The following is a 26,818-nucleotide window of genomic DNA, read 5'->3' on the forward strand; positions in this document are numbered from 1 at the left end:
CGGCGAGGGCCCGCGCGACACGGCCGTCCCTTTCTGCGACCGCGCGCGACCCATCGCTGCGGTCGCCGGGAGGCCCCGGCGCGCGGGGGTTCACAGGGGTACGGCGGGGCGTCCGGGACGCTCAGCCGCAGCTGCCGCCGCACTGGCAGGAGCCGCCGCTCTGGCAGCCGCAGCTGCACCCGGAGCCGCAGCCGCAGGCTCCCAGCAGTGGCAGCGGGATCTCGGTGACGCGTGGCTCGCGAACGGTCGGTGACGGTGACGGTGTGGTCGGGAAATCGGCCATGAGTACCCTTCCTCGACGGCGCTGGACCTGCCCCGCGGCGGGTCCGCGGCGGACCCGCGGCGGTCCTGCACCGACCACTGGACACCCGCCGCGACGGGCGCGGCAACGGCGCGTGAGAGCACTCGCGCCGCCTCCGGAGCACGGGCGCCCCGCGCGATGCCCTCGCGCCGTCCGCGGCCGCCCCGCACGCCCCCTTGCCTTCTCCCGGCCAGTCGTCCCGCAGGCGGCGGGCCACACCCAGGGACGGCCTCGCCCGGCACCCGTCCGGGGGACCCGGCGCCGAGCCCCCGGCCCCCGGACGGGAGCCAGCGCCCGGCCCCCGTCCGAGGGACTCAGCGCCCGGCCCCCGGCCGGTGCCGTCGGGCCCTTACGCCCCCTCGTCCTGCGTCTCCGCCGTGAGCTCGTCCGCGTGCTCTCCGGTGACCAGGTAGACGACGCGCTTCGCGACCGACACCGCGTGGTCGGCGAACCGCTCGTAGTAGCGGCCGAGCAGCGTCACGTCGACGGCCGTCTCGATGCCGTGCTTCCAGCGGTCGTCCATCAGGTGCTGGAAGAGGCTGCGGTGGTAGAGGTCCATCGCGTCGTCGTCCTGCTCCAGCTGGAGGGCCAGGTCCACGTCCTTGGTGATGATGACCTCGGCGGCCTTGGCCATCAGCCGCTGCGCCAGCTGCCCCATCTCCAGGATCGTGGAGTGCAGGTCACGCGGCACGGCGGTCTCCGGGAACCGCAGCCTGGCCAGCTTGGCCACGTGCTGCGCCAGGTCGCCGGAGCGCTCCAGGTCCGCGCTCATCCGCAGACTGGTGACGACGATCCGCAGATCGGTGGCGACCGGCTGCTGGCGCGCGAGCAGGGTGATCGCCTTCGCCTCCAGCTCGTGCTGGAGCGTGTCGACTTTCTCGTCGGCGGCGATCACGCTCTCGGCGAGCTTGAGGTCGGCGTCGAGGATGGCCGTCGTGGCCCGGCCGATCGCGGAGCCGACGAGCCGGGCCATCTCCACCAGGTCGTCACCGATCGAGTCCAGTTCCTCGTGGTATGCGTCCCGCATCGCGCTTTCCTTCCATCGAAATCCTGCGATACCTGCGAATCCTGTGTATATCCCGCGTCGGGCCGTCCGCCGGTCCGGACCACTCGTCCGTCCCGGCGAGAGCTGCCGGCCCCCACGGTGCCACGCTGGTGGGCCCACGCGTCGGCTTCCGGCATCCCGGATGAACCACCGTGGGCGCCGGGGTGAACTCTCGGCAACGGCTCGTTTCCGCGCCGCCCCCGGTCCCGCGGCCCGGAACCGCCCCCGGGGGGCGGCGTGCGGAACCGGCTACAGCGCGTACGGTTCGCCGCGCGCCCCCGTCCCACCTCGCGCGACGCCGGCCGGTCCGCCGGAATGAACCGGTGCCGACGTGCCGGTGAACTCTCGGCGACCAGTGTCCGAGACGGTCCCCGGACGGCTGTGGAGGTGTCTCCGGACCCGCTTAATCTGGACTCATGGACGTGAACGCGGCGGTAGCCGCCACGGCAGCGATCGCCGGGGTCTGTACCGGTGTCATCGCCATGCTCGCGTTCCGCTGGAGCGAGCGGGAGCAGGCCAAACCCACCCGCACCTCCCTCCACACCGAGGCCGTGCTGCCACCGGGCGTGGACACCGTCCTCTCTGTGCTCCGCTCCTCGGCCGTCGTGCTCGACGAGGCCGACAGCGTCGTCAAGGCCAGCTCCGCCGCCTACGCCCTCGGACTCGTGCGGGGCGGGAAGCTCGCCGTGGAACCCATGCTGAAGATGGCCAGGGACACCCGCCGGGACGGCGAGATACGCCAGGTCGAGCTGGATCTGCCCCGGCGCGGCACCGGTCGCGGCGAGGCCCTCGCCGTCTCCGCCAGAGTGGCCCCCCTCGGCTCCCGGCTCGTGCTGCTGCTGGTGGAGGACCTCACCGAGGCGCGCCGGATAGAGGCCGTCCGCCGCGACTTCGTGGCCAACGTCAGCCATGAGCTCAAGACCCCGGTCGGAGCCCTCTCCCTGCTGTCGGAGGCCGTCATGGACGCCTCCGACGACCCCGAGGCGGTCGTCCGCTTCGCCGGGCGGATGCAGAAGGAGGCCACCCGTCTCACCAACCTCGTCCAGGAGCTGATCGACCTCTCCCGGGTGCAGAACGACAACCCGCTGGAGGACGCCGAGCCGGTACGGGTGGACGAGCTGGTCGCCGAGGCCATCGACCGCTGCCGCCACCAAGCGGGCACCAAGCAGATCACCATCGCCTCGGGCGGCACCGCCCACCTCGCCATCTGGGGCAACCGCGGCCAGCTCGCCGCGGCCCTCGGCAACCTCGTGGAGAACGCCGTCAACTACAGCGCGGCGCACACCCGGGTCGGCATCGCCGCCCGGCGCATCGCCGGCACCGGCGGGGACATGATCGAGATAGCCGTCACCGACCAGGGCATCGGGATCTCCGAGAAGGACCGGGAACGCATCTTCGAGCGCTTCTACCGCGTCGACCCGGCGCGCTCGCGCGCCACCGGCGGGACGGGCCTCGGCCTGGCCATCGTCAAGCACGTGGCCGCCTCCCACGGCGGGGAGGTGACGGTGTGGAGCGCCGAGGGCCAGGGCTCCACCTTCACCCTCCGGCTCCCCGAGGCCGGGCACGGCAGGGACCGCGGCGAGGCCGGGCTTGGGGAGCCCGTGCGCGACGGGGACGGCCCCGGCGCGCCGGAGCCCGACGCGCACGCCCCCGGCGCGCACGGCACCTCCCGCGCTCCCCATGCCCCGGACCGGCCCTTCACCGAGCCGGAGGACGACCTCGACGAGGACGACGCCTCCTTCCAGCCCTTCACACGGGCCTCGTTCTCCGCCCCGGAGACCCTCCCGTGACCCCGGCCGGCCTTCCCCGGCCCGGCACCGCAGCCACCGCCGACCCCCCTGACACCACCGACACCCACACCACCGCTGCCCCCGGGGCCGTGTGCCCCGGGGCCGCGCCAACCCCCCGCACCCCCGCCCGACGCGGGGGAGCCGACCCAAGCCGGAGTGGCGCCGAGCAGCGCCGCTCGCAGAACAGACCGGAGGTCCCTTCGTGACCCGAGTGCTCGTCGTCGAGGACGAGGAATCGTTCAGCGACGCGTTGTCCTACATGCTCCGCAAGGAGGGCTTCGAGGTCGCCGTCGCGGCCACCGGGCCCGACGGGCTGGACGAGTTCGAGCGCAACGGCGCCGACCTGGTGCTGCTCGACCTGATGCTGCCCGGGCTCCCCGGTACCGAGGTCTGCCGCCAGCTGCGCGGGCGCTCCAACGTCCCGGTCATCATGGTGACCGCCAAGGACAGCGAGATCGACAAGGTCGTCGGCCTGGAGATAGGAGCCGACGACTACGTCACGAAGCCCTTCTCCTCCCGCGAACTGGTCGCCCGCATCCGGGCCGTGCTGCGCCGCCGCGGGGAGCCGGAGGAGGTCGTCCCGGCGGCCCTGGAGGCCGGGCCGGTACGGATGGACGTCGACCGGCACGTGGTCACGGTCTCCGGCGCCAAGGTCGACCTGCCGCTCAAGGAGTTCGACCTGCTGGAGATGCTCCTGCGGAACGCCGGCCGCGTCCTCACCCGCATGCAGCTCATCGACCGCGTCTGGGGCGCGGACTACGTGGGGGACACCAAGACCCTCGACGTCCACGTCAAGCGGCTGCGCGCCAAGATCGAGCCCGACCCGGGGGCTCCGCGCTATCTCGTGACCGTGAGAGGCCTCGGCTACAAGTTCGAGCCGTAGACGCCCCCCGGTAGACCACCGCCCGCTGCCCGTCGCGACGCGAGAACGGCGGCGGTGTCGTTCGCGGAAGCCCGGTGCGGCGGGTGCGGCCGTTCCGGCCGGTGTGGCCGGAACCCGTGCCGCCCGGCCGCCCGGCCGTACGGGTCAATGACCCGCGGCGCCCTCCGGCTCCTCGTCGCCGTTCGACACGTCCTCCAGAGCGCCGTCCTCGGCCTCCTCGTCGCCGGCCGGGGACTCCATGGCGGTCTCGGAGGCCGACGGGCTCTCCGTGTCCTCCGGCGACTTGCTCGGCGAGGCCGTGGGCGACTGCGACGGCTGCGAGCTCGGGCCGAAGCGCTCGTAGTAGCCGTCCGCGGGCATGACCAAGGCGTTGACCTCGATCTCGCCGGTGCCGCTGAGGGTGAAGACGACCGGGGTGACGCCGCCTTCCTCGACCTCGGGGCTCTCGAGCTCCGCGGCGGCGTTGCCCTTGCCCGCGAGGATCACCGAGCCGTGGGCCGGGATGGTCACCGGACCGGAGCCCTTGGCGGGGGACAGTTCGGCCTTGACGCCTTCCTCGGAGACCGTGACGGACTCCAGGGTCTGGGCGGTGCCGCCGGTGTTGAAGATCTTGGCCGAGACGACGGCCGGCCCCTCGGCGCCCTCCGCCTGGGTGATCACGTTGACGTTCTGGATCTTGATCTCGCCGACGGACGCGCCGGCGTTGTCGGGCCTGACTTTGTTGGTGTCGGCCTCGTTCCCGGCTCCGCACGCGGAGACGGTGAGGAGCGAGAACGCGACGGCGGTGGCGGCGAGGATGCCGCGTCGAAGGCTGCGGCTCACGGCGGCGGCTTCTCCTAGGACGAGCTACGGCGGCCGAACGGCTTCGCCCGGACGCGGATGGACGGCGGAGGCGGCCGGCGGGGCCACCCGGGGTGTGTCAGCGGGGCCAGATTACCGATCCGCCCCTTCGCTTCCGCACCCGACCCGCTTCAGGGGCCGCGCCGTCCGGAACCGGTGGTCACCTGCGGTGCCGCGGAATACCGGTCCGGCACCCGCCGCCGCGGTTATCGGCGGGGAATGTGCGGGGGTCCGGAATTCCGGCGGCCCCCGGCGCGGCGCGGCCGCCGGGCACGCCGTGTTGATCAATTCCGAAACCGGCCGGGATCAGCTCCCCCAGAGCCGAACGGAGTAGCGGAAATCCTCCACCTGGATTCCGACATTTCGGGATGTTCTGCCGGGTGTGCAGAACTTCGGGGGCGTGCGGCCGGCGGGTTTCGCGCCGCCCGGAGAGCCGTCCCGACCTGCGAATACCCGCTTTTCCGGGCCCTCCGCAGCACGTCCCGGCCGGTGTTGTCAAGCCCCGAGATGCGCCCTGACCTGCGAAAACGCCATTCAGAACACCTCGTTCCCGTGTTACTCTGGATAGCCACGGAAGGGGTACCTGTCACATGACGTTCAAGGTTGGCGACACCGTGGTCTATCCCCATCACGGGGCCGCGCTGATCGAGGCCATCGAAACTCGCCAGATCAAAGGCGTGGACAAGACCTACTTGGTGCTGAAGGTCGCCCAGGGTGATCTGACGGTCCGCGTTCCGGCGGACAACGCGGAGTTCGTCGGTGTCCGCGACGTGGTCGGCCAGGACGGGCTGGACCGGGTCTTCGAGGTGCTGCGCGCACCTTACGCGGAAGAACCGACCAACTGGTCCCGGCGCTACAAGGCAAATCTCGAGAAGCTCGCGTCCGGCGATGTGATCAAGGTCGCCGAGGTCGTTCGCGACCTCTGGCGCCGTGAGCGTGAGCGCGGACTCTCCGCCGGTGAGAAGAGGATGCTCGCCAAGGCCCGCCAGATCCTGGTGAGCGAGCTCGCTCTCGCGGAGAACACGAACGAGGACAAGGCCGAGGCTCTGCTCGACGAGGTCCTCGCGTCCTGAAACGGGGCCGCCCCCGCCGGGATCGGAACGCATCAGCCGGTGATGCGCATCCGTCCGGCAACGGCGGAACAGCAATGCCGTGGTGCCCGAGTGACGTATGTCCGTCGCCGGGCGCTGCGGCATGCCCGCCCCCGCGCCCTCTGCCCCGGGCTCACACGGTTCCCGTACCGTACAGCCACGGCGCCCGCGCAGCAGCTCAATAACCGCTCAGCAACCCGGGGCGCACAGCAACCCCACAGCCACGACAGGCCTCACAGCCCGAAAAAAGAATCCCCACCGTGCCGCCGACGCGATCGCCGGGCGTTGACGCCACCGGACCGCTCAAGGCGTGCCGGGCCCGGGCGGCTTCCCCGATCGGTTGTCACGGAAGGGACCGACCGAGGCATCGAGCCTGGCACGCTGTGGCCATACCCACGTCGGCCGAGGAAGCAAACCTGAACGCCAATCCGATGTCCTCTTCAACGACTTCTCCCGCCACCCCATTCCGGCCGGGCCCGGACCCGCGCCCCGAGACCGGGCCCCCGCGGCCCGCGCACCGCACCGCCGCGGTCATTCCCGCGGCAGGCCGCGGCGTACGCCTCGGGCCCGGTGCCCCCAAGGCGCTGCGGACCCTGGGCGGCACGCCGATGCTCGTCCACGCCGTCCGCGCCATGGCCCGCTCGCGCGCCGTCTCGCTGGTCGTCGTGGTGGCACCGCCGGACGGCGCCGCCGAGGTCCGCACCCTCCTCGACGACCACGCGCTGCCCACCGCCACCGAGGTCGCGGTCGTCCCGGGCGGCGCCACCCGCCAGGAGTCCGTGAGCCTCGGCCTCGCCGCCCTGCCCGCCGACATCACCGCCGTCCTCGTCCACGACGCGGCGCGCCCGCTCGTGCCCGTGGAGACCGTCGACGCCGTCGCGGCCGCCGTACGGGGCGGCGCGCCCGCCGTCGTACCGGCGCTGCCGCTCGCCGACACCGTCAAGGAGGTCGAGCCCCGCACCGACGGCGGCCCGGAGACCGTCCTCGGCACGCCCGAGCGCGCCCGGCTGCGCGCCGTGCAGACCCCGCAGGGCTTCGACCGCGAGACCCTCGCCCGGGCGCACGAGAAGAGCGCGCCCGAGGGGGAGGGCGCGACGGACGACGCCGGGCTCGTCGAACGGCTCGGGCTGCCGGTCGTGGTCGTGCCGGGCCACGAGGAGGCGTTCAAGGTGACCCGCCCGCTGGACCTCGTCCTCGCCGAGGCCGTACTCGCCCGCAGGAGGGCCACCGATGGCTTCTGATCCCCTGCCGCCCGTGCCGCCGGGGACCCCCGCCTTCCGGCTGCCGCTGGTCGGCGTGGGCACCGATGTGCACGCCTTCGAGGCCGGCCGCGAGCTGTGGTGCGCCGGCCTGCTCTGGGAGGACGCCGGAGACGGCCTCGCCGGGCACTCCGACGGCGACGTCGCCGCCCACGCGGCCTGCGATGCCCTCTTCTCGGCGGCCGGACTCGGCGATCTCGGAGCCCACTTCGGCACCGGCCGGCCCGAGTGGTCCGGCGCCTCCGGTCTGACGCTGCTGGGCGAGGCGGCCCGGATCGTCCGGGAGGCGGGCTTCGGCATCGGCAATGTGGCGATCCAGGTCATCGGCGTACGGCCGAAGATCGGCAAGCGGCGCGAGGAGGCCCAGAAGGTGCTCTCCGCGGCGGTCGGCGCGCCGGTCTCCGTCTCCGGTACGACGACGGACGGGCTCGGGCTGACGGGGCGCGCCGAGGGGCTGGCCGCCCTGGCGACGGCCCTGGTGTTCCCGGACGCGGACGCGTACCCCGGCACGGACGCGCACCCGGACGCGCACCCGGACGCGGGCTGACCGGGGGAGGCGGCCGGCCGTCGACCGCCGGGCCGCCTCCCCGTCCCCGCTCCCCGCGCCTCCCGCCTGTCGTCCTCGCCTCTCCCTCTGCCTTCGCCGGGCCGCCGCCCGCCCCGCTCCGGGCCGTCCGCCCCGGCCGCCCGTCGCCCCCCTCTCGTCACGCCGCGCTGCCTCCCGCCTCTCGTCTTCGTCTCTCCTCTGCCTCCGCCGGGCCGTCGCCCGCCCCGGTCCGTCCGCTCCGGCCGCCCGTCGCGCCCTGCGCCGGCACGGCCCGCCGCACTCGGCCGGGCCGCCGGACGGATGCCTCTCCCGGGCCGTCAGGTGTCCCGGTTGCGCGCGAGGGAAGGGATCACCGGGCGGGATCAACGGCAGTGGCGGCGACCCTTGCCGCCTACGCCCCGTACACCTGTGCGCCCCGCATGGCCGTAGTCCGGCAGGCCCGTAGGCATCTCGCAACGGTCTCTCGGCCGGGCCGGGCCGGGCCGGGGCGCACACCCCGCCCGTCCGTCCATCCGTACGTCCCGAGGGAAGGAAACCCGGTGCCGACCGCACTCTCCGACGAACTCAAGCAGGTCCTCGACTCCCCGGTCTTCGCCTCCGTGGCCACGGTCCAGCCCGACGGCAGCCCGCAGGTCTCGGTGGTCTGGGTGAAGCGCGACGGCGAGGACGTGCTGATCTCGACCACCGTCGGCCGCCGCAAGGAGAAGAACCTCCGCCGCGACCCGCGGGTCAGCGTGCTGGTCACCCACCCCGAGGACCCGTACCTCTACGGCGAGATCCGCGGCGAGGTGACCATCACGGAGGAGGGCGGCCAGGAGCTGATCGACGAGCTGTCGCTCAAGTACACCGGCAAGACGTACGCCGAGTTCAACCCCCGGGCCGGCGAGGACGCACCCCGGGTCGTCGTCCGCGTCACACCCCGCAAGGTCGCCGGCCGGCTCTGAGCTTCCGGGCGCGCCGCCCGGACAGGCCGCCCGGCCGACGGCCGGAGGCGGAGGCCCGGGGCTCCCCGGCTCACCGGCCTCCCCCGCCCCGCACCCGCGCGGCGCGCCGGGGGAACCGCGGGCCGCGGAACCGTCCCGCGGCCCGCGGAAACCTGTCCGGAAGGGCCCGCAAAACTCAGTACCCTGGGCGGGTGACTATTCGGCTGTACGACACCGGCGCCCGGCAGATCCGTGACTTCACCCCGCTCAGTCCGGGCCGGGTTTCGATCTACCTGTGCGGCGCGACCGTGCAGGCGCCCCCGCACATCGGGCACATCCGCTCGGGGCTCAATTTCGACATCATGCGCCGGTGGCTGGAGTACCGCGGCTACGAGGTGACGTTCGTCCGCAACGTCACCGACATCGACGACAAGATCATCGCGAAGGCGGCGGAGTCCGGCGAGCCCTGGTGGGCGATCGGCTACCGCAACGAGCGCGCCTTCAACGCCGCGTACGACGCCCTCGGCTGCCTCCCCCCGACCTACGAGCCCCGCGCCACCGGTCACATCCCCGAGATGATCGAGATGATGCGCGGCCTCATCGACCGGGGCCACGCCTACGCCGCCGACGGCAACGTCTACTTCGACGTCCGCAGCTTCGAGGGCTATCTCACGCTCTCCAACCAGCAGTTGGACAACCTCCTCCAGCCCTCCGGCGAGGGCGAGACCGGCAAGCGGGACCCGCGTGACTTCGCCATGTGGAAGGCCGTCAAGCCCGGTGAGCCGAGCTGGGAGACCCCGTGGGGCCGCGGCAGGCCCGGCTGGCACCTGGAGTGCTCGGCCATGGCGCACAAGTACCTCGGCGCGGCCTTCGACATCCACGGCGGCGGCGTCGACCTCGTCTTCCCGCACCACGAGAACGAGATCGCCCAGGCCAAGGCGTACGGCGACGAGTTCGCCGGGTACTGGGCCCACAACGCCTGGGTGACGATCAGCGGCGAGAAGATGGCCAAGTCGCTGGGCAATTCGGTGCTGGTCTCCGAGATGGTCAAGCGCTGGCGCCCCATCGTGCTCCGCTACTACCTCGGCACCCCGCACTACCGCTCCACCATCGAGTACGCCGACGAGGCGCTGCGGGAGGCCGAGTCGGCCTTCGGGCGGATCGAGGGCTTCGTGCAGCGGGCGGTGGAGCTGGCGGGCGGCCCGGTCGAGCCGGCCGCCGAGGTGCCGCGGGACTTCGCCGAGGCCATGGACGACGACCTGGGCGTGCCGCAGGCCATGGCCATCGTCCACACCACCGTCCGCAACGGGAACACAGCGCTGGCGGACGGGGACAAGGAGGCGGTGGCCGCCCGGCTCGCCGAGCTCCGTGCGATGCTCGGTGTGCTGGGCCTCGACCCGCTGGATCCCCGGTGGTCCGGGGCGGGCGCGGGCGGCGCCGGTGAGTCGGCCGCCGATCTGCACGGCGTGGTGGACTCCCTCGTCCACCTCGTGCTCGAACAGCGGCAGGCAGCCCGGTCCCGCAAGGACTACGCGACCGCCGACGCCATCCGGGACCGGCTCCAGGAGTCCGGCCTCAGCATCGAGGACACCCCGTCGGGCCCCCGCTGGAGCCTCGGCTCCCGCTGAGGGGAGCCCGGGCGTCCGGCACGGGGTGGCCGGGGACGGCCCGGCGGACGCGTGTGCGGCCGCACGGGCCGCCGGTCCGTACGGGCGGGGGACGCGGTCCGGATCGGCTGGGCCGCTGAGCCGGGCCGCCCCGGACCCGGACCGCCGGGGGCGCTTCGCGCGGCTCTTGGCATGCTTGACGGGGGACGCCCGCCCGCGCCCGCCTCGTCGGCTCACCCCGTACGAGACACCAGGCACCACCCCGCGGGCACAACGCCCCGCACACACGCACCACAGACGCAGCACCACGCACGCAGCACCACGCACCACACCCGCGTACTCACGTACACACGATCCGAGCAGGCAGTCGCCAGGACGGCCGAGGAAAGACCAGGTGAACCATGGCCGGCAACAGCCAGCGCAGGAACCGTCGTACCAGCAACAAGAAGGGCCAGCAGGTCGGCAGCGGAGGCCAGCGCCGCAAGGGGCTGGAGGGCAGGGGCCCGACCCCGCCCGCCTCCGCCCGCAAGGGGCATGTGAAGAACCGCATCGCCAACGCCAAGGCCAAGCAGTCCGCCCGCCGCCCCGCGCCCCGGCGCGGTGGCCCCAAGGGCACCAATGAGCTGGTCGTCGGCCGCAACTCGGTCGCCGAGGCGCTGCGCGAGGGGGTCCCCGCCAACACGCTCTACGTCCAGCAGTACATCGACAGCGACGAGCGCGTGCGCGAGGCGATCCAGCTCGCCACCGAGGGCGGCATGAACCTCATGGAGGCGCCGCGCCCCGAGCTCGACCGGATGACGAACGGCCTCAACCACCAGGGTCTCGTCCTCCAGGTCCCGCCGTACGACTACGCGCATCCGGACGACCTGATCGCCGCGGCGCACGACGCCGGTGAGGACCCGCTGATCGTCGTCCTCGACGGCATCACCGACCCGCGCAACCTGGGCGCCATCGTCCGCTCGGTCTCCGCCTTCGGCGGCCACGGCGTCGTCGTGCCGGAGCGGCGCGCGGCCGGGATGACCGCCGGGGCCTGGAAGACGTCGGCGGGGACCGCGGCCCGTACGCCCGTGGCGCGCGCCGCGAACATGACGCGAGTGCTGGAGTCGTACCAGAAGGCCGGGCTCATGGTCGTCGGCCTGGCCGGTGACGGCGACACGGAACTCGGCGAGGTCGAGGCCCTCGACGGCCCGGTCGTGATCGTGATCGGCAGCGAGGGGAAGGGCCTGTCGCGGCTGGTCGGCGAGACCTGCGACCTGCTGGTGCGCATCCCGATGCCGGGCGGCGCGGAATCCCTCAACGCCGGTGTGGCGGCCGGTGTGGTCCTCTACGAGGCGGCGAGCCGCCGGGCCTGAGCGGGGTATCGCCTGCGGACCGGAACGGGGTGCGGCCTACGGGTCCGGACCGGAGCCGACTGCTCGCCGGGCGGGGCCAGTTGAACACCCCACCGGCCCCGCGGGGCGGTGCGGACCCCGACCGGCCCCGGACGGATCGGGGCGGGGCGAGGGCGGCAGTGTCTTAACCGGCTGTCACTCGGTTAGATGAGTGTGGAGACCACAACACACCGCCCTCCCGGGGGACGCTCGCAGGGGTTCGACGAAGAGTCGCCGTGGAACACGGTGAAGGTGCCGTCCGACCCGGCTCGGGTCGCCGTCAACCAGGCCAGCTTCCGGGTGCAGCTCGCCGCGCCGCCGACCCGTCTGCGGGCTCCGGCCCCGGCCCGCTTCACGCGGGTGACGCCGGTCCCCGCTGCCGGCCCCGGCCCCGTCCCCGTTCCCGCGGCGGGCGGCCGGGCCCCGACGGTGTGGGACGGCCGCACCACCGAGCAGCCGGCGGAGCGTCCCGGAGGGCGTCGTCCCCGGGCAGGCAAGCCTGCTGCGGCCGAGTTCGGAGGCACCGGTCTCACGGGCCACCACTACGCGGGCGGGGCGGTCACACGCCCCCTCGACGCGACGGGGCGCGACCCGCGCGGCGGCGAGGCCCCGGGCGCCCGGAGCGTCCCGCGCGGGGCCGGTCCCGGCCCGCGGGCCCGGACCGGCCCCGAGGACACGACCCAGCTCATGCCCGGGGCCCGTCCCGAGGCCACCCGGCTTCTCCACGGGGCCCGTCCCGAGGACACGACCCAGCTCGTCCCCGGGGTCCGTTCCGGGGACACGACCCAACTCCTGCACGGGGCCCGTCCCGAGGACACGACCCAGCTCATTCCCGGGGTCCGTCCCGGGGACGGCACAGGGCCCCAACCGGCCGTCCACGGGCAGCGCACCCCCCGGCTGCCGGGCGGGCCGCCGGGCGGAGCCGAGCCGGCGCGCGGCGCCTTCGCCCCCACGCCGCCGACACCGCCGTACCCGCTGCCGTACGGCCACCGCCCCCCGGAGGGCCCGGACGACGCGCACGGCCGGGACGACGCCTCGCACGACGCGAACACCCCGCACAGCCCGCACGGCCCCTACCACCCGCAGGGCCCGTACGGCTCCCGGGACAGGACCACCCTCGCCTACGAGAGCACCGACCCGTACGGCGAGAACACCGACCCGTACGGCACGGCCGGACCGTACGAGGACGAGCACCACGCCCCCGGCGAGGAGGAGCCGTGCGAGGGGCACCGGCCGGGCGGCGCCGACGCGGTGCGGCACGCGTACTACCCCGGCCGCCGGATGAACCTGGGCGTCGTCCTGCTCCCGCTGCGCATCCTGCTCGGCTTCATCTCCGTCTACGCGGGGATGGGCAAGCTCTGCGATCCGGTCTACTTCGACGGCGGTGAGCGCGGCTCCCTCGTCAACTGGCTGCGCAAGCTGGAGCCTTCGGGCGTCGCGGCCCCGCTGCACGACTTCGCGCTGGCGCACCCGGTCGGCTCCGGGCTCACGGTGGCGTTCCTGCAGATCGTGGTGGGGGTGCTCACCGTCTGCGGGCTGTGGCAGCGGCTCGCCGCGTCCGTCGGCGCCCTGCTGTCGGCGGCTCTGCTGCTGACCGTCAGCTGGCGCGGTGCCGTGGGCTACGAGGCCCCCGACATGCTGTATCTCGCCGCCTGGAGCCCGCTGGTCATCGCGGGCGCCCCGGTCTACTCCCTGGACGGCCGGCTGGCGAGCGAGGCCTGGCGGCGGCTGGGGCCGCGGGTGGAGGTCCGGGAGCTGCGCAGGCGGGTGCTGCGGCGCGGTTCGGTGATGGCGGCCGTCGTCGTGGGCGGTTCGCTGATCACGGGCGCGGCGCTGGGCGGTGCGGTGCGGTCCACGGACCTGACGACCGTGCCCAGCGGCCCCGGCGAGACCCCGCGCAATCATCTGCCCGGTTCGCCGCTGCCGGACCGCTCCGACCCGGAGAGCCCGTCCGGGGACGGGGCGACGGAGGGCCCGGGCCGGCGGGAGGGCGCGCGGTCGACGGACCCGTCCACCGCTCCGTCGGCGCCGGACTCGGCCGACGCGGCCGAGAGCGGGAACGACGGCACGCAGCCGACGCAGGGAACGGCGGAGGGTGGCGGGCAGGCGCCGTCCCAGCCGACGTTCGCTCCGGAACCCCCGGCGGCCGGGACGACGGGCCCGTCCACGACGGGCGGCGCCGGAGGCGCACCGGACGCCGGCCCGTCCGGCGGCGACGCGTCGGGCGGCTCCGGCGGCGGTGCGGGCGGTGGCTCGACGGGCGGTGGCTCGACGAGCGGCGGGTCCGAGGGCGGTTCCTCGGGCGGCGGCCGCGGAGCCCTGGGCGGCCTGCTGGGCTGACGCGGCGCTGCCGCGGGAACTCGGCCGGCGCTGCCCTGGCGGAGGACGACGCGTGCGGCCCGGCGAGGGCCCCGTGCAGTGCCACGGGTCCCGCCGGGCGGCTCCGCGCTGCGGGCGGACCGTGAGGCCGGTCCGCGGGGAGCGGCACCGCCGCGTCGGCCACTCGGTGCGGTGTGGCCCGCGGCGGCCACGCTGCGCGAGGCGACCGGAGCGGAGTACGGGGCCATGCCCCGACCTGGCGGCGCGCCCCGGTCAGAGCCTCTGCGCCGGAGCTTGCGTGCCGGGCACCCGAGTTGGAGTGCCCCTGCCGGGAGCCCGGCACCGGTGATGAAAGCGCCGGTGCGGGCCCGGGCGTCAGACGGAACCCTCGCCGGAGGCGGCCCCGCGTACGGCGGCCAGTTCCTCCGCGGCCTTCTCCAGGTCCTTCGCCGTGTCGATGGCGCGCCAGTACACGCCCTGCGGCAGGGGATAGCCGGCCAGCCGCCGCTGCCGGGCGAGCCGGGGGAAGGTGGTGCGCTCGTGGTCGCCCCGGTCGGGCAGCAGGGCGGCGAAGGAGGGCGAGAAGACGTAGATCCCGGCGTTGACGGGGTAGGGCGACGGCGGAGCCTCGATGAAGTCGAGGACGTGTCCGAACGCGTCGGTTTCCACCACGCCCCAGGGGATGCGCGGCCGGGCCAGCGCGAGGGTGGCCTCGGCGTCGCGCTCCTGGTGGAAGGCGGCCATGTCGCGGAGCGGGAAGCGCGTCCAGACGTCCGCGTTGGCGGCGTACCAGGGCCGGTCGGGATGGGGGAGCGAGGCGGCGGCGTACTTGAGCCCGCCGCCGCGGCCGAGCGGCTCCTTCTCGACGACGGTGGTGACGCGCAGCGGAAGCCGGCCGGCGGAGGCGGCCAGCCAGTCCTGGAGGACCTCGGCGAGATGGCCGCAGGAGACGACCACGTCCGTGACGCCCTCCTCGGCGAGCCAGGCGAGTTGGTGGCCGATGATCGGCGTCCCGGTGCCGGGGATCTCGACCATGGGCTTGGGCCGGTCGTCGGTGTACGGACGCAGCCGTGTCCCCTGGCCGCCGGCCAGGACCACGGCTTGGGTGGGGAGAGTCATGGGCGCACGATATGCGAGGTGCGGGGGCGCCCGGCCGCGCCCGCACGCGGAGCGGCGTCCGCAGCAGGGCCCCGCCGCCCTGTCAGCGTCCTCGGTGCGCCTGCTGGGCCACGCCGGAGGCGAACGCCGTGTCGCACACCGGCCGGGAGAACTTCTGCGCTTCCCGGGGCCCGTACTTGGCGACGGCCGCGCGCCCCAGCGTCCGCGCGAGGGAGGCGCAGTGCGCGGCCAGCGACGGGCGCCGGTTGACCTCCTCCTGGAGGTGGGTGAGCGCCACGCCCGGGTCTTCCTCCCGGAGTTCGGCGACGAGCCGGTCGCGCAGCGCTTCATGGGCGGGACGGGGCACCGCGGCGGTGGACGCCCGCGCCGAGGAGGCGGCGAGCACGGACTCCGGTTCGTGGGTCGACCAGGCGACGCTCGTGACGGCGAGCGTCCCGGAGAGGACGAGCACGACGGGCAGAACGAGGGCGAGACTGCGGCCGATTCGGCGAGCTACGGTGTTCACGCTGCGATGGTAGCCACGAGTGATGACATGGCGACATTCGGTCACTCCGGTGAGTGACGGCACAGGCGAGTCCGCCCGCGCCCGGTTGACGCCCGGGACCGCTGCGCCCCGCCCCCGGGCACCCGCCGCGCCCGTCGCCCCCGCAGCCCGAGCCGGCCAACTCCCGGGCCCCGCCGGTGCTCCGGCGTCCCGGAGTCCCGAAGCCCCGGAGCCGGGGAGCCCCGTACACCGGAAAACGGCGGCGGTGCCGCACCCCTCGCCGGGGCCACGGCACCGCCGCCGTCAAGCAGCGGGCTGCGGGACTCAGTCGGCGAGGCGCTCGCCGGTGGAGGTCGCGAAGACGTGGATCTCGCCCGGACGCGGCACGACGTGGACCGTGGAGCCCTTCTCCGGGACCGCGCGGCTGCTGACCCGGACGACGAGGTCCTTGGACTCGCCGCCGACGTCCACGGTGCCGTAGATGTAGCCGTCGGCGCCGGTCTCCTCGACGACGTTCACGTCGACCGCGAGCCCGGCCGGAGCGGCGTCCGACGCCTTGGTGAGCGCCTGTGCGGCGCCGCCGTTGTGCTCGACGACGTCGAAGTGCTCGGGGCGCACGCCGACGGTCACCGTGCGGTCGCCGCGGGCGGAGGCGGCGCTCAGGGCCTCGCGGGAGACCGGCACGACGCTGTTGCCGAACTTGACGCCGCCGTCGGTGATGGGCACCTCGATGAGGTTCATGGCGGGGGAGCCGATGAAGCCGGCGACGAAGAGGTTGGCCGGGCGGTCGTACATGTTGCGCGGGGAGTCGACCTGCTGGAGCAGACCGTCCTTGAGGACCGCGACCCGGTCGCCCATGGTCATGGCCTCGACCTGGTCGTGGGTGACGTAGACCGTGGTGATGCCGAGGCGGCGCTGCAGGCCGGCGATCTGGGTGCGGGTGGAGACGCGGAGCTTGGCGTCGAGGTTCGACAGCGGCTCGTCCATGAGGAACACCTGCGGCTCGCGCACGATGGCGCGGCCCATCGCCACACGCTGCCGCTGACCGCCGGAGAGCGCCTTCGGCTTGCGGCCCAGGTACTCGGTGAGGTCGAGGATCTTGGCGGCGTCCTCGACCTTCTTGCGGATCTCCGTCTTGTTGACGCCCGCGATCTTGAGCGCGAAGCCCATGTTGTCGGCGACGGTCATGTGCGGGTAGAGCGCGTAGTTCTGGAACACCATGGCGATGTCCCGGTCCTTCGGCGGGAGGTGGGTGACGTCGCGCTCGCCGATGCGGATGGCGCCGCTGTTGACGTCCTCCAGGCCGGCCAGCATCCGCAGGGAGGTCGACTTTCCGCAGCCGGAGGGGCCGACGAGGACGAGGAACTCGCCGTCCTGGATGTCGATGTTGAGCTTGTCGACGGCCGGCTTCTCCGAGCCCGGGTAGACGCGCGTCGCGTTGTCGAACGTGACCGTAGCCATGGTGATGTGTCCCTTCACCGGCAGGAACGTGCCGGACGATCCGAGTAAAGGTGATGTCGGGCCCGCGAGATTGCGGACCGCTGGCCTGACGCTATCCGTATGACCAGCCTTTGTCAGTATCGATTGGGTTGCGAAATCCCCGGCACCGTGGCGGGGCCACCCCTGCGGCGAGCCACCCGCCGATGCGCCGACCACCCACCGGGAGCGGTGAGCCGACTGCCGCGGGCCGACGGCCGGAGAGCCGTCCCCCGGCGAACGACTGCCCGCCGGGGCCGGCGAAGGCCCGGCCGGGGTCCGGGCGACCGCCGCCAAAGCCTGCCGGGCCGGTGCCCGCCGGCCGACCGCCGCGCCCCAATGGCGTGGCCGGTGAAGCGGCCCTCTGTGTACAGTGGAGCCGCTTTCGCGCGGCAACGCGCAACGCCGACTTAGCTCAGCTGGTAGAGCACCGCTCTTGTAAAGCGAAGGTCGTCGGTTCGAACCCGACAGTCGGCTCCAGCCCTGAACAGCGGGAACGCCCCGGACGGTTGATCGTCCGGGGCGTTTGACATTCACAGGTGACATCAACCGGGGCGGTCAGCCCCGATCAACCCCGCGCTTCGGCAGTGGTACACGCGGCTGGTCCCTTCCTGCTGCGTGCCGAAGCCGTCCCGGTGGAAGTCGCCGCCTCGACCGTGCGGTACGGTGCGCGCCCATTGGCCATGACCAGGGGGAACTGCTGTGCACGTGCTCGCGCATCTGGCCGGCCGGGCCATGTCACCCCAAGGCGAAGCCGTCTTCCTACTGCTCTGGGGTACGGGAGCAGGCCTGATCGGATGGTTCTCGGCGCTCAAGAGGACCGGGTATGCCGAGGCGGTGGCAGCCGCGGGCGATCAGATGCAGCAGGATTTCCACAGCGCCTACGGTCTCGGGGGCCCGCCGAGCGCGGAAGCGCGCAAAGCGAGACGCGTTATCACCAAGCTCGTGGGATGGATCTTCGCGATCGTGGGCACCGCATGCGCCATCACCGGTGCCGTGCTCCTCGTCCAGCGGTAGGCGTGCCCCTTGCCTGGCGCGACCGCCAGTTCCTCTTTCCGGACCGGTCGGGAGTCGCTCAGTCCGCAGTGCCGCATCGGACTCCCACTCCCGGCCCGCGGGCCCCTGTGCCGTAGTCGCGCAGGGGCCCGCGGGTGTCAGCGGGGGTGCCCGCGGGTGTCAGCGGGAGTGGGAGACGGTGCGGCCGTTGCGGGGTTGCACGGGGCGGTTGTTGTGGGGGAACAGGGCGCGGAAGGCCTCGACCGATCGTTCGGAGACCGGCATCGGAGTGCGGTGGACGATCCACAGCACGTCCTCCGAGCAGGGTGGAGTGGTGAGCGATCCCCGGTAACGGTAGAAGCCCCCGGCCCTCGGCAGGAACGTGCCGGGGTCGACGGTCAGGACACGCGGCGAGGAACTCCCCGGTGTGGTGGGGAGTCCCTCGCCGAGTATCCGGTCGAGGGGGGAGCCGCCCCGGGCCGCGGCGGTGAGGAGGACGCCGAGAACGGCCAGGTCGCCCCGGGAACTCCGGTGCACCAGGTGGAGTTCCATCGCCGTCCCGCGCCCCTTCACGGTGTGCTCGCTCGGCAGGTGGAAGTGGAACTGCTTGAGCGAGTAGCGCGTGCCGCCGACGATGAGTTCGCAGCCTGCCGCCAAGTCGGCCTGGACGGTGTGGCCGGTGTTGCTCAGCCGGATCTTCGAAGGGCGGTAGCCGGCCGTGAAGCCGCCGCTGGTGGGAAGGGTTCCGGCCGCGCCGAGGTCTATCGGGGACTGCCGGCGCCCCGTGGCGCACGTTCTGTTCTCCGGGGCCAGTTCATCCCAGTGGGCGGGGCCGGCCCCGCCTTCGTATCCCCAGTGCGCGGCCCGCTCCTCGGGGCTCGGGGTGCCGGTGCCACCGGCTGGGGCGGCGGGGCCGCCGTGGGTCCGCCTGCCGGGGGAGCAGGCGGCAAGGGCGGTGAGGAGGACGGCACCGGCCGCCGCTGCGAGGCCGCGCCGGGTGGTCCCGGGATGCAGGACGGAGCCGGGGGTGTGTCCGGGATGCGGGATCGAGTCCGGGGCGTGGTGTCCGGTGTGCCGGGTGTGCCGGGTGCGGCCGGGCGGTCGGCCGGTCGGCGTCATCGGTGAGCGGCCTTTCCGAACGCAGTGTCGGCGTAGTCCTTGTAGAGCACCGACACGGTGTGGCCGTCCGAGGGCCAGTTCCGGACGGCGAGGGTGCGCGTCTCGCCGCCGGTCCCGCGCATGGTCTGGGTGACGGCGATCGTGCCGTCGGCTGCCGGTGAGGCGGGGAGGTGGAGGTCCGTGGCCGTCAGGAACGGAATCCTGTCGAACGGGGGCGGCGGCGCCTCCGTGTGCGAGACCCCGTCACAGTCGCGGTCGAACGCGAAGACGCCCAGGATCTGGCGGAAGGCGGGAGACACCGCCGGGTTGAGCACCTGGACGCCGTTCAGTTCGAGGCGGTCGGTGTCCGGGGCGGTGGTGTCCGCCCACCACTCCCGGTTGCGGACGACGGTGACGGACGTGTGCCCCGGGCAGGCGTCGGCCCGGTCCGCCACGCCGCCCGGCGCGGAGACGAGGAGCCGCACGAAGCGGTCGCTGCGTTCGAACGGCTCGGGGTAGAAGTGGTTCACGCGCTCACCGGGGCGGACGAGCACCAGTTCGTAGACGTGGCGTCCGTTGACGGCGAGCGGGCCGAAGGCCCCGTCCGCTCCCGTCCGTACGACATGCCGCGGGTGGCGGTCCGCCCGGGCGCCGGTGGCCGGGTCCAGCCGCCAGACCTCGAGGCGGCCTTCGAGCCCGGCGTTGAGCGGGAAGTGCAGGGCCCGCCCCGCGATCTCCACCCGTCTGGGAGGCTCGGGAAGCACCTTCGCCGTGGCCGGCGCCCGGCCGCGGAGGAACGCGTGGATGTGGGCGAAGCTGCGGGCGGACGTCGCGGTCTCCGTGTGCCCCAGGTCCGCCGCGTGGACGTTGACGGCGCCGCCGATCGATCCGTTCGGCTGGGCGCTGCCCCAGATGGCCAGGGTGGGGACGCCGCCGGGCTGTTCGTCGCTGGAAGCGCCGTCCAGGTTCACGTACTTGCGCACCTCGGCCGCCCGTTCGGGGACGGAGAGGTACCGGTGCAGCACGCGGGTCCCGCGCGAGTGTGCGATGACGTCGACCTCGGACGCCCCGGTCCGGGACCGGACGCCGTCGATGAACTCCTCCAGCCCCGCGATCGCGTGGTCGTCGGTCGCCACGCGGGTGTTGTACTCGAACGCGTGCAGCAGGCGGTCCGGGTAGCCGTTGCCCGAGAACCGCTTCGCCTGGGACTGCCACTGCTGCGCCGATCCCTCGTGACCGTGAACGAACACCACCGGGATCATCCGGGTGTTCGATCGCCCTGCCGTCGCCTTCGCGGCTTCGGCCGTCTTCTCCGCCTCCGCGGCCTCCGGCGGCGCCGGCTCCGGCAGCGCTGTCCGCGCCGCTCCTGCCTCCGCCCGCGCGGATTCCGGCCCGGCCGGTCCCTCCGCGGCCCGCACCGGCGCCGGCAGGGCCATGAGCGTCGCGCACAAGGCCGCAACGGCCGTCGGTAGTAAGGCTTTTGCTGATCTGGACGGGACGGAACCCACCGTGATCACCTCCGAGGTCTTCTGCCCGGAGCCGGGGCCGGCGTCCGGGAACAGCGGTCCCCACGACCCGCCGCCCGTCGCCGCGCCCGTCGCCGCCCGCCGGCGGTGCCCGGCCGCCCCGGCCGTGACAGCGGCCTCGGGCGGCGACGGCCGCCGGGTGCGCCCCGCGGCCCGTATGTCCGGCGCCCTGTACGTCATTCGGTGCGGGCCGGCGGGCAGGCCGGCCGGCGGACCGGCTGGACGGGACGGTGGACGGCAGGACAGCAGGGCGCGGACAGGGGACGGCGGACAAGTCAGGCAAGCGGACGCAGGCTGACACGAACAGCGAGCCGTACAGCGAGCCGAACAGCGCACAGGGACAGCGAAGCGAACAGCGAACAGGCCGGAGAGCCGGGAGCGCCACCGCTGCCCCGCATGGCTGTGCGAACCGGCGGGTTGCGTGAGACCGGTCCCTTCCTACGACCGTCGGCGCGAGCGCACCAGACCCGGCAGCGCTTCTGAGACAGCCGTCTCAGCTCTGGAGAGGCCGGTTGCGGCGGCCGCGCACCGTGCGGCACCGCCGCCCCGTGCTCGTGCCGCACCGCCGCTCAGGGGCCGTGCGGCACTGCCCGTCAACGGCCGCACCGCTCATGAGCGTCCCTGCGGCACCGCTTCCCGGCGGCCCCCGCGCCCCGCTCAGCGTCCGTGCAGCAGCACCGCGCGGGCCGCGCGCTCCGCGCGGACGAAGTCCGGCGGGCGGCCGCTGAGGAGTTCGGCGTACAGGGCGGACTCCACCACCCGCACGTAGAGGTAGGCCAGTTCGTCCAGTTCGGCGAGGCCGGCCGGTGAGCCCGCAGAGCCGACGCCGCCCGCTTCCAGCAGGATGGCCCGTTGCGCCAGGACGGCTCGCCGGTGCACAACGCCCGAGGTCAGCAGCCGCGTTGCCGTCTCCGGGTCGGTACGGAGGAAGTGCCGGAAGGGCGTGGCCCCGCGCAGTTCGGCGGTGAAGCGGCGGGTGACCTCCAGAACGCCGTCCACCCCGGTGCTCCTCCGGCTCCGGCGGGCCCGTGCCAGCAGACCGTCGGCCAGCCGCCAGAGCACGTCGCCGAGAAGCGCGTCCCGGCTGCCCGCCACCCGGTACAGGGTCGCCCGGCTGACGGCGAGGGCGGGCGCCAGCGCGTCCATGTCCACGGTGCCGTGCCGGAGGAAGTAGTGGCAGGCGCCCCGTACCACTTCGCCGCGGCTCACCACCCGCCGGCGGCGCGGTGGTTGGGGTGGTTGCGGCATGACGACCCTCCTCCCGGGCGGTCCGTCCCGGGCAGCTCCGGGAGAGCCGGGTCCGGCAGGCCGACGCCGGCCGGCCCCCCTCTTCCCGCCGCCCGCGAGCCCGGACGGCGGGTCCGGACAACGGGCTGCCCGGCCGGCATGCCCGTGCGCCGGCCACGGTACGAGGCCGGGTCCACGGGCCCCGGCGGGCTCCGCGCGTGACGGGAGCGCGGCTGCGCCCCTGAGCTGAATACCCCGGACAGCGGTCGTGCGTCAGTGACGTGGAACACCCGTCCGGCCACCCGTCCGTCCACCCGGCGGGCGGCAGCGGCCTCGTCGAGATCCTCCGCGGCCGCGTTCCGCCGGATCGGTCCGGAGCCGCGTCGGTTCCGGAGCGCCGCGTCGGTCCGCGGCGCCGCACGCACCCGAGCACCGCGTCAGTCCCGGGAGCCGCACGCCCCCGAGCGCACATAGACGACGACCTGCGCGCCGTGCACCCGGACCGGACCGCACCTGCGGAAGTGGGCGTTCAGCGTCTCGCGCTTCACGGCCTCAGCGCGGAACGCGTCGAGTGGCTGCCCCTCCGGGTCGGTGAGGGCGATGACCCGGTCCGCGGCCAGGATGCGCCGGCGGATCTCGTCGGCCGGGACCTCCGTGCCCTGGAGGGTCGCGGAGTCGGCGGGGCTCCGCCGCAGCGCCAGGTCCTCGACATCGGCGTGGATGCCGGGGAACGAGAGCAGCCACTCCCGGCGCCGGGACGGCATGAACAGCACGGCGTCACCGGGGGCCGCCGACTCCCGTACGGCTTCCGCCACCGCCACCGCGTCGTCCTTGCGGCTCTCCGGGGAGCGGATGAGCAGCGACCAGGGGAGGAGGGCGGCGGCCAGCCCGGCGGCACAGCCGCACACGACCGTGATCCGGACGGGGCGCCGGGGGAGCAGCCGGCCGAGGACCGCCGGGTCCGCTGCGCGGTCCAGGCAGAGGCCCAGGAGAAGGGCGAGGCCGGCCATGCCGTAAAGGACGTAGCGGTCGACGTACCACGGCTTGATCAGGGAGACCGTCATCAGCAGACCGGCCGGGACGACGAGGAGCGGCAGCGCCAGGGCTGCCGGGCCGACGGCGGGTCGCGGAGGCGGTGGGGGGATGGGTGCCCGTGCCTGTCGCAGGGGGAACGGCGGCCGGCCGGGTCCCCGGGGCCGGCGCGGTTTCCCGGGTCTTTCCGGTGGGCCTGGTTGCCCCGGTTGCTCCGAATCCTGGGGCCGGTCCGGCTCCGGCTTCATGGGGCGGGCCGGTTGTTCTGATCGTTCAGGCGCGGGGCGGGCCGGGTGTGGCAGACCTTGTCCCGATCCCGATCCCGATCCCGATCCCGATCCCGGCCCGGGGTCCGGCATCGACCCCGGCCGCGGCCCCGGCCCCTGCCCCGGTTCCCGTCGCACCGGCTGTGCGCGGCCGCCCGCCGGCATCACCGACAGCGCCCGCGCGCACGCCCAGCCCACCGCGGACAGCGCGAGGAACAGCAGCCACGCGCCGAGTCCCGGCCGGCCCAGCCAGCCGAGCTGCCGCTCGGCCTGCCCGGCGCTCACCACGGCCAGCGGCAGGACTCCCGCCACGACGGCCAGGGAGGCGAGCAGCCAGGCCCGGCGCGCGGCCGGGGGCGCGGCGGACCGGAGCAGCGTCACGCCGTGGGCGGCCAGGACCAGGACGGCGAACTCGTGCAGCCAGGCGGCGGCCAGCACCGTGCCCGCGTACGCCGCCCAGACCCGGGCACCGCCACCCTCCAGGCCCCGGAGCAGGAGATGGCAGGCCCAGACGACCGCGGCGCAGACCAGGGCGTAGGAACGGCCCTCCTGCGCGTAGTGCTGCACCATCGGTACGAGGGCGAACGCCGTCCCGGAGAACACGGCGGCCCGCGCTCCCGCGAGCCGGAGAGCGATCGCGGCGACACCGGCGGCGGCGAGGGCCGTCGCCAGGACGGACGGCAGGCGCAGCGCGACGAGCCCGCCGTCCCAGACGGTGAACACGGCCTTCATCAGCAGGTAGTACAGGCCGTGGACGGCGTCCACCTCGCCCAGCAGCCTCCAGATCTCGGGTAGTTCGCGGTGGGCGACCTGGTACGTCACCGACTCGTCCCGCCACATGCTGTTCTCCCGGCGGATGCCCCAGAGGCCGAGCAGCAGGGCCACGGCGGCCGGGAAGGCCAGGGCCGCCGCCGTCCGGACGCGCAGGTCGCGGGCCGGCCCGCGCGGCGCGGTGGCGCCGGGGGAGGAGACGGGGGCGCGTGCGGGAGCGCCGGCCGGGGCGGCCTCCGCGGTGACGTGGGCGGTGCCGCTGCCGGGCGCCGGGGGTGACGAGGGCTCGGGCGGTGGCGCGGGCCCCGGGGAGGGGAGCACCGGTGTGGCCGGTGGGATGGGGGCAGTCGGTGAGGTCCGTGCGGTCGGCGCGGCCGGCGCGGTCGGTGGAACGGGTGCGGTCGGTGAAGCCGGCGCGGTCGGGGTGGTTGGCGCGGCCGGTGCGTCCGGCGCCCGTGGCGCGGCCGATGCCGTGCGCTGCGCCGGCAGGTTCCGTTCGGCGCCCGCGGCGTGGGCTGTGCCGGCTGCCGACTCGGGCTGCGCCCGGCCGGCGTCGGTGCGCCGTCCGCCGGCGTCCTCCCGGGGAGAAGTCACGCAGTGTGGGACGTGGTTGGCCGGCCTCGGGTTCCGTCCGCCGCCGGTGCCGCAGCGGGCCCCCGTTCTTCCCGGTCCCGTTCCTGCCCGGACTCCGCTCTCCCCGGGCCCTGTTCTCCCGGAGCCGATCGGCCCGGAGTGGCCGCAACCCGCCGGGGGCGTGCGGCACCGAAGTCCTTCACCCGGCGGCGACGGAGGGCGACGGACCGGTGACCCGCCGGCCGGGCCCGTAAGTTGGTTCCCATGATTCGTACCGCCACGGCCGGCGACGTCCCGGCCATCGCCGCCATGATCCGTGAGCTGGCCGTCTACGAGAAGGCGGAGCACGAGGTGCGGGCCACCGAGAAGCACCTGCACGAGGCGCTCTTCGGCGACCGCCCCGCCGCCTACGCGCACATCGCGGAGACGGACGGCGTGGCGGAGGGCTTCGCGCTGTGGTTCCTCAACTTCTCCACCTGGCAGGGCGTGCACGGGATCTACCTCGAAGACCTGTACGTCCGTCCGGAGGCACGCGGCCGGGGCCACGGCAAGGCACTCCTCGCCGAGCTCGCCCGCATCTGCGCCGAGCGCGGTTACGGCCGCCTGGAGTGGTCCGTACTGAACTGGAACACACCGTCGATCGACTTCTACGAGGCGATGGGCGCGATTCCGATGCGGGAGTGGACGGGCTACCGCCTGACCGGCGACGCTCTGGACGACCTGGCCGCGGCGAAGGCGACCAGGGAGGCCCGGGCAGCCGGCTAGTACCGCGGCAGGCGCCGTTGGCCCGTCGAGGAGCGGCGTCGTAGGACCCCGCTGGAGCGAAGCCGGCCTCAAGCCGGCCTCGGCGCCCGGCGGATCGCCCGCTCGCGCCGGGCCGCGGACATCACCCACTCGCCGCCCCGGCCCCGTTCGACGTCACCCCGTCCCCTTTCAGCCGGTGCGGGGGCGGCGCGGCCGTCCGGCGTCCGGAATCAGGACGACCTTCCCCAGCGTGGCGTGGTTCTCCAGCGCCCGGTGGGCGGCCGCGGCCTCGGTGAGCGGGAAGAGCTGGACGGCCGGCACGAGGTGCCCGGCGGCGGCCGCCTCCAGGGCGGCGGTCTCCAGCGGGCGCAGCCCGCCGGGCCGGTTCAGCAGCCGTGGCCCGACGGCGGCCTCCGAGGTGACGCCCCGCGCGGCCAGCTCCTCCGGCGTCGGGTACAGCGGGTCGTCCGGCATCCAGCCGTAGGTGAACTGCCGGCCGCCGCGTCCCAGCAACTCGAAGGCGGCCCGGCCCACTTCGCCGCCGGTGCCCGCGAGGACGAGGGTCACCTCGCGATCGCCGAGCTCCTTCCGCAGCCGCTCGGGCCAGCCGGGGGCGGTGTGGTCGGCGGCGGCGTCCGCGCCGCCCGCGAGCACGGCGTCGGCCTTGGCGGTGCCGCTCGCGACACCGGCCACGGTGGCGCCCCGGCGGCGCACCGCCTGGACCAGCAGGGTGCCGAGACCGCCCGCGGCGCCGGTGATCAGCACGGTGTCGGAGGCCGTCGGTGCGGCTGTCTCCAGCACGCCCATGGCCGTACGTCCCGTGCCGATCATGGCGACGGCCCGCTCGGCCGTCAGCGTGTCCGGGAGCGTGTGCAGCGCCGTGGCGGGGGCCACGGCCAGCTCGGCGTAACCGCCCGAGGAGCGGCCGAGATGCGCGACGACCCGGCGGCCGAGCAGGTCCGGGTCCGTCTCCTCACCCAGGGCGTCGACGGTGCCCGCCACCTCGCGCCCCGGAGTCATGGGCAGTTCGGGCAGCGGGAAGGGGCCGCCCTGCGCGCCGGAGCGAATCGCGGTGTCGAGCAGATGGACCCCGGCGGCCTCGACGGCGATACGGACCTGCCCCGGCCCGGGGGCGGGGTCCGGGGCCCGCTCGGGGAGAAGATTTCCGGCGGGGCCGAAGGCGTACTGACGGATCGCGAGCATGGGCACTCCCGGCGGCGGCGGTGAAGGGTCGGTGGCGGGAACGGCGACTCCGCCGTGCCCACGGGGCCACTCTTCGACCTCAACCAAAGATGAGGTCAAGTCGCTTCGAGCAGCTTCTTCCGCCCAGGAGTTGCCGGGACGCGCGCCGAACCCCAAGATCGCTTCACCGGTGGGAGCCCGCCGGGCCGGGTCGAGGGGCGGGAGGGGCATGACGTTGTCGGCAGCCGGGACGACGGGCGGACGGCGCGGACCGAGCGGACGGCGCGGCCGCTTCGCCGACGCGCTGGACGCGCGCCTCGCGGAGACGGCGATCCGGGCGGTGCTGGCG

Annotated in this window: 21 protein-coding genes and 1 tRNA gene; 12 read left to right on the top strand and 10 right to left on the bottom strand. The window is 74.4% G+C overall.

Annotation, left to right across the window (positions count from 1 at the left end; translation table 11 throughout):
- Positions 1-650: 650 nt before the first annotated feature.
- Entirely contained in the window at positions 651-1,328 is a 678-nt protein-coding gene (gene phoU, locus IF83_RS0120075; protein ID WP_030546074.1) for a phosphate signaling complex protein PhoU, read from the bottom strand.
- Between the two features lie 434 nt (positions 1,329-1,762).
- Between phoU and IF83_RS0120080 the strand changes: the two genes are divergently transcribed.
- Positions 1,763-3,136 (top strand): two-component system sensor histidine kinase PhoR, encoded by a 1,374-nt coding sequence (locus tag IF83_RS0120080; RefSeq protein ID WP_037680585.1) that lies wholly within the window; start codon positions 1,763-1,765, stop codon positions 3,134-3,136.
- Between the two features lie 202 nt (positions 3,137-3,338).
- Positions 3,339-4,019, top strand: a complete 681-nt coding sequence (locus IF83_RS0120085; RefSeq protein WP_030546079.1) for a two-component system response regulator PhoP — start codon at positions 3,339-3,341, stop codon at positions 4,017-4,019.
- A gap of 144 nt (positions 4,020-4,163) precedes the next feature.
- Here the strand turns inward: IF83_RS0120085 and IF83_RS0120090 are convergent, their stop codons facing one another.
- Positions 4,164-4,841: a copper chaperone PCu(A)C gene (locus IF83_RS0120090; protein ID WP_030546081.1), complete on the bottom strand. Its 678-nt coding sequence runs from the start codon at positions 4,839-4,841 to the stop codon at positions 4,164-4,166.
- Positions 4,842-5,449: 608 nt separating this feature from the next.
- On the opposite strand from IF83_RS0120090, the gene IF83_RS0120095 reads away from it, so the two are divergent.
- From IF83_RS0120095 to IF83_RS0120125, 7 genes are all read left to right on the top strand, one after another.
- Positions 5,450-5,932, top strand: coding sequence for a CarD family transcriptional regulator (locus IF83_RS0120095; RefSeq protein WP_003953493.1), 483 nt, complete (start codon positions 5,450-5,452; stop codon positions 5,930-5,932).
- Positions 5,933-6,381: 449 nt separating this feature from the next.
- The gene (gene ispD, locus IF83_RS0120100; RefSeq protein WP_078843645.1) at positions 6,382-7,191 is read left to right on the top strand and encodes a 2-C-methyl-D-erythritol 4-phosphate cytidylyltransferase; all 810 of its coding nucleotides are present in this window, start codon (positions 6,382-6,384) and stop codon (positions 7,189-7,191) included.
- A complete protein-coding gene (ispF, locus tag IF83_RS0120105; RefSeq protein WP_051722993.1) occupies positions 7,181-7,756 on the top strand; it encodes a 2-C-methyl-D-erythritol 2,4-cyclodiphosphate synthase in 576 nt (191 codons plus the stop codon). The genes ispD and ispF overlap by 11 nt, the downstream gene beginning before the upstream one ends.
- A gap of 539 nt (positions 7,757-8,295) precedes the next feature.
- On the top strand, positions 8,296-8,700 hold the full coding sequence (locus tag IF83_RS0120110) for a PPOX class F420-dependent oxidoreductase (RefSeq protein ID WP_030546088.1): 405 nt from the start codon (positions 8,296-8,298) through the stop codon (positions 8,698-8,700).
- Positions 8,701-8,891: 191 nt separating this feature from the next.
- Positions 8,892-10,307, top strand: a complete 1,416-nt coding sequence (gene cysS, locus IF83_RS0120115; RefSeq protein ID WP_030546090.1) for a cysteine--tRNA ligase — start codon at positions 8,892-8,894, stop codon at positions 10,305-10,307.
- A 380-nt stretch (positions 10,308-10,687) separates the two neighbouring features.
- Positions 10,688-11,638: a 23S rRNA (guanosine(2251)-2'-O)-methyltransferase RlmB gene (rlmB, locus tag IF83_RS0120120; protein ID WP_030546092.1), complete on the top strand. Its 951-nt coding sequence runs from the start codon at positions 10,688-10,690 to the stop codon at positions 11,636-11,638.
- 186 nt (positions 11,639-11,824) lie between these two features.
- Positions 11,825-13,996 carry a DoxX family membrane protein gene (locus tag IF83_RS0120125; protein WP_078843646.1) on the top strand — a complete coding sequence of 724 codons (2,172 nt, stop codon included), beginning with the start codon at positions 11,825-11,827 and terminating at the stop codon, positions 13,994-13,996.
- 354 nt (positions 13,997-14,350) lie between these two features.
- Here IF83_RS0120125 and IF83_RS0120130 read toward each other — a convergent pair whose 3' ends face one another.
- The 3 genes from IF83_RS0120130 to IF83_RS0120140 form a co-directional block, all read right to left on the bottom strand.
- The gene (locus IF83_RS0120130; RefSeq protein ID WP_030546096.1) at positions 14,351-15,094 is read right to left on the bottom strand and encodes a nucleotidyltransferase family protein; all 744 of its coding nucleotides are present in this window, start codon (positions 15,092-15,094) and stop codon (positions 14,351-14,353) included.
- 82 nt (positions 15,095-15,176) lie between these two features.
- Entirely contained in the window at positions 15,177-15,599 is a 423-nt protein-coding gene (locus IF83_RS0120135; RefSeq protein ID WP_030546098.1) for a hypothetical protein, read from the bottom strand.
- Between the two features lie 303 nt (positions 15,600-15,902).
- Positions 15,903-17,039 (bottom strand): ABC transporter ATP-binding protein, encoded by a 1,137-nt coding sequence (locus IF83_RS0120140; protein WP_030546099.1) that lies wholly within the window; start codon positions 17,037-17,039, stop codon positions 15,903-15,905.
- Between the two features lie 419 nt (positions 17,040-17,458).
- Between IF83_RS0120140 and IF83_RS0120145 the strand changes: the two genes are divergently transcribed.
- Both IF83_RS0120145 and IF83_RS0120150 read left to right on the top strand, forming a co-directional pair.
- Positions 17,459-17,534, top strand: a tRNA-Thr gene (locus IF83_RS0120145).
- A gap of 228 nt (positions 17,535-17,762) precedes the next feature.
- The gene (locus IF83_RS0120150; RefSeq protein ID WP_158711071.1) at positions 17,763-18,071 is read left to right on the top strand and encodes a hypothetical protein; all 309 of its coding nucleotides are present in this window, start codon (positions 17,763-17,765) and stop codon (positions 18,069-18,071) included.
- A gap of 159 nt (positions 18,072-18,230) precedes the next feature.
- On the opposite strand, the gene IF83_RS0120155 is transcribed toward IF83_RS0120150, so the two are convergent.
- The 4 genes from IF83_RS0120155 to IF83_RS34890 form a co-directional block, all read right to left on the bottom strand.
- Complete coding sequence (locus tag IF83_RS0120155) at positions 18,231-19,169, bottom strand: carbonic anhydrase (RefSeq protein WP_051722995.1); 939 nt, start codon at positions 19,167-19,169, stop codon at positions 18,231-18,233.
- On the bottom strand, positions 19,166-20,398 hold the full coding sequence (locus IF83_RS0120160; protein ID WP_158711072.1) for an alpha/beta hydrolase: 1,233 nt from the start codon (positions 20,396-20,398) through the stop codon (positions 19,166-19,168). Before IF83_RS0120160 ends, IF83_RS0120155 begins: the two co-directional genes overlap by 4 nt.
- A 933-nt stretch (positions 20,399-21,331) precedes the next feature.
- Positions 21,332-21,922, bottom strand: coding sequence for a QsdR family transcriptional regulator (locus IF83_RS33805; RefSeq protein ID WP_030546108.1), 591 nt, complete (start codon positions 21,920-21,922; stop codon positions 21,332-21,334).
- 416 nt (positions 21,923-22,338) lie between these two features.
- Positions 22,339-24,291, bottom strand: a complete 1,953-nt coding sequence (locus IF83_RS34890; RefSeq protein WP_051722999.1) for a glycosyltransferase family 39 protein — start codon at positions 24,289-24,291, stop codon at positions 22,339-22,341.
- A 516-nt stretch (positions 24,292-24,807) separates the two neighbouring features.
- Between IF83_RS34890 and IF83_RS0120180 the strand changes: the two genes are divergently transcribed.
- A complete protein-coding gene (locus tag IF83_RS0120180; RefSeq protein ID WP_030546110.1) occupies positions 24,808-25,308 on the top strand; it encodes a GNAT family N-acetyltransferase in 501 nt (166 codons plus the stop codon).
- Between the two features lie 168 nt (positions 25,309-25,476).
- Here IF83_RS0120180 and IF83_RS0120185 read toward each other — a convergent pair whose 3' ends face one another.
- A complete protein-coding gene (locus IF83_RS0120185; RefSeq protein ID WP_030546112.1) occupies positions 25,477-26,490 on the bottom strand; it encodes an alcohol dehydrogenase catalytic domain-containing protein in 1,014 nt (337 codons plus the stop codon).
- Between the last annotated feature and the right edge of the window lie 328 nt (positions 26,491-26,818).

The sequence above is a fragment of the Streptomyces albus subsp. albus genome, from assembly GCF_000719865.1.
Lineage (GTDB): Bacteria > Actinomycetota > Actinomycetes > Streptomycetales > Streptomycetaceae > Streptomyces > Streptomyces albus_E.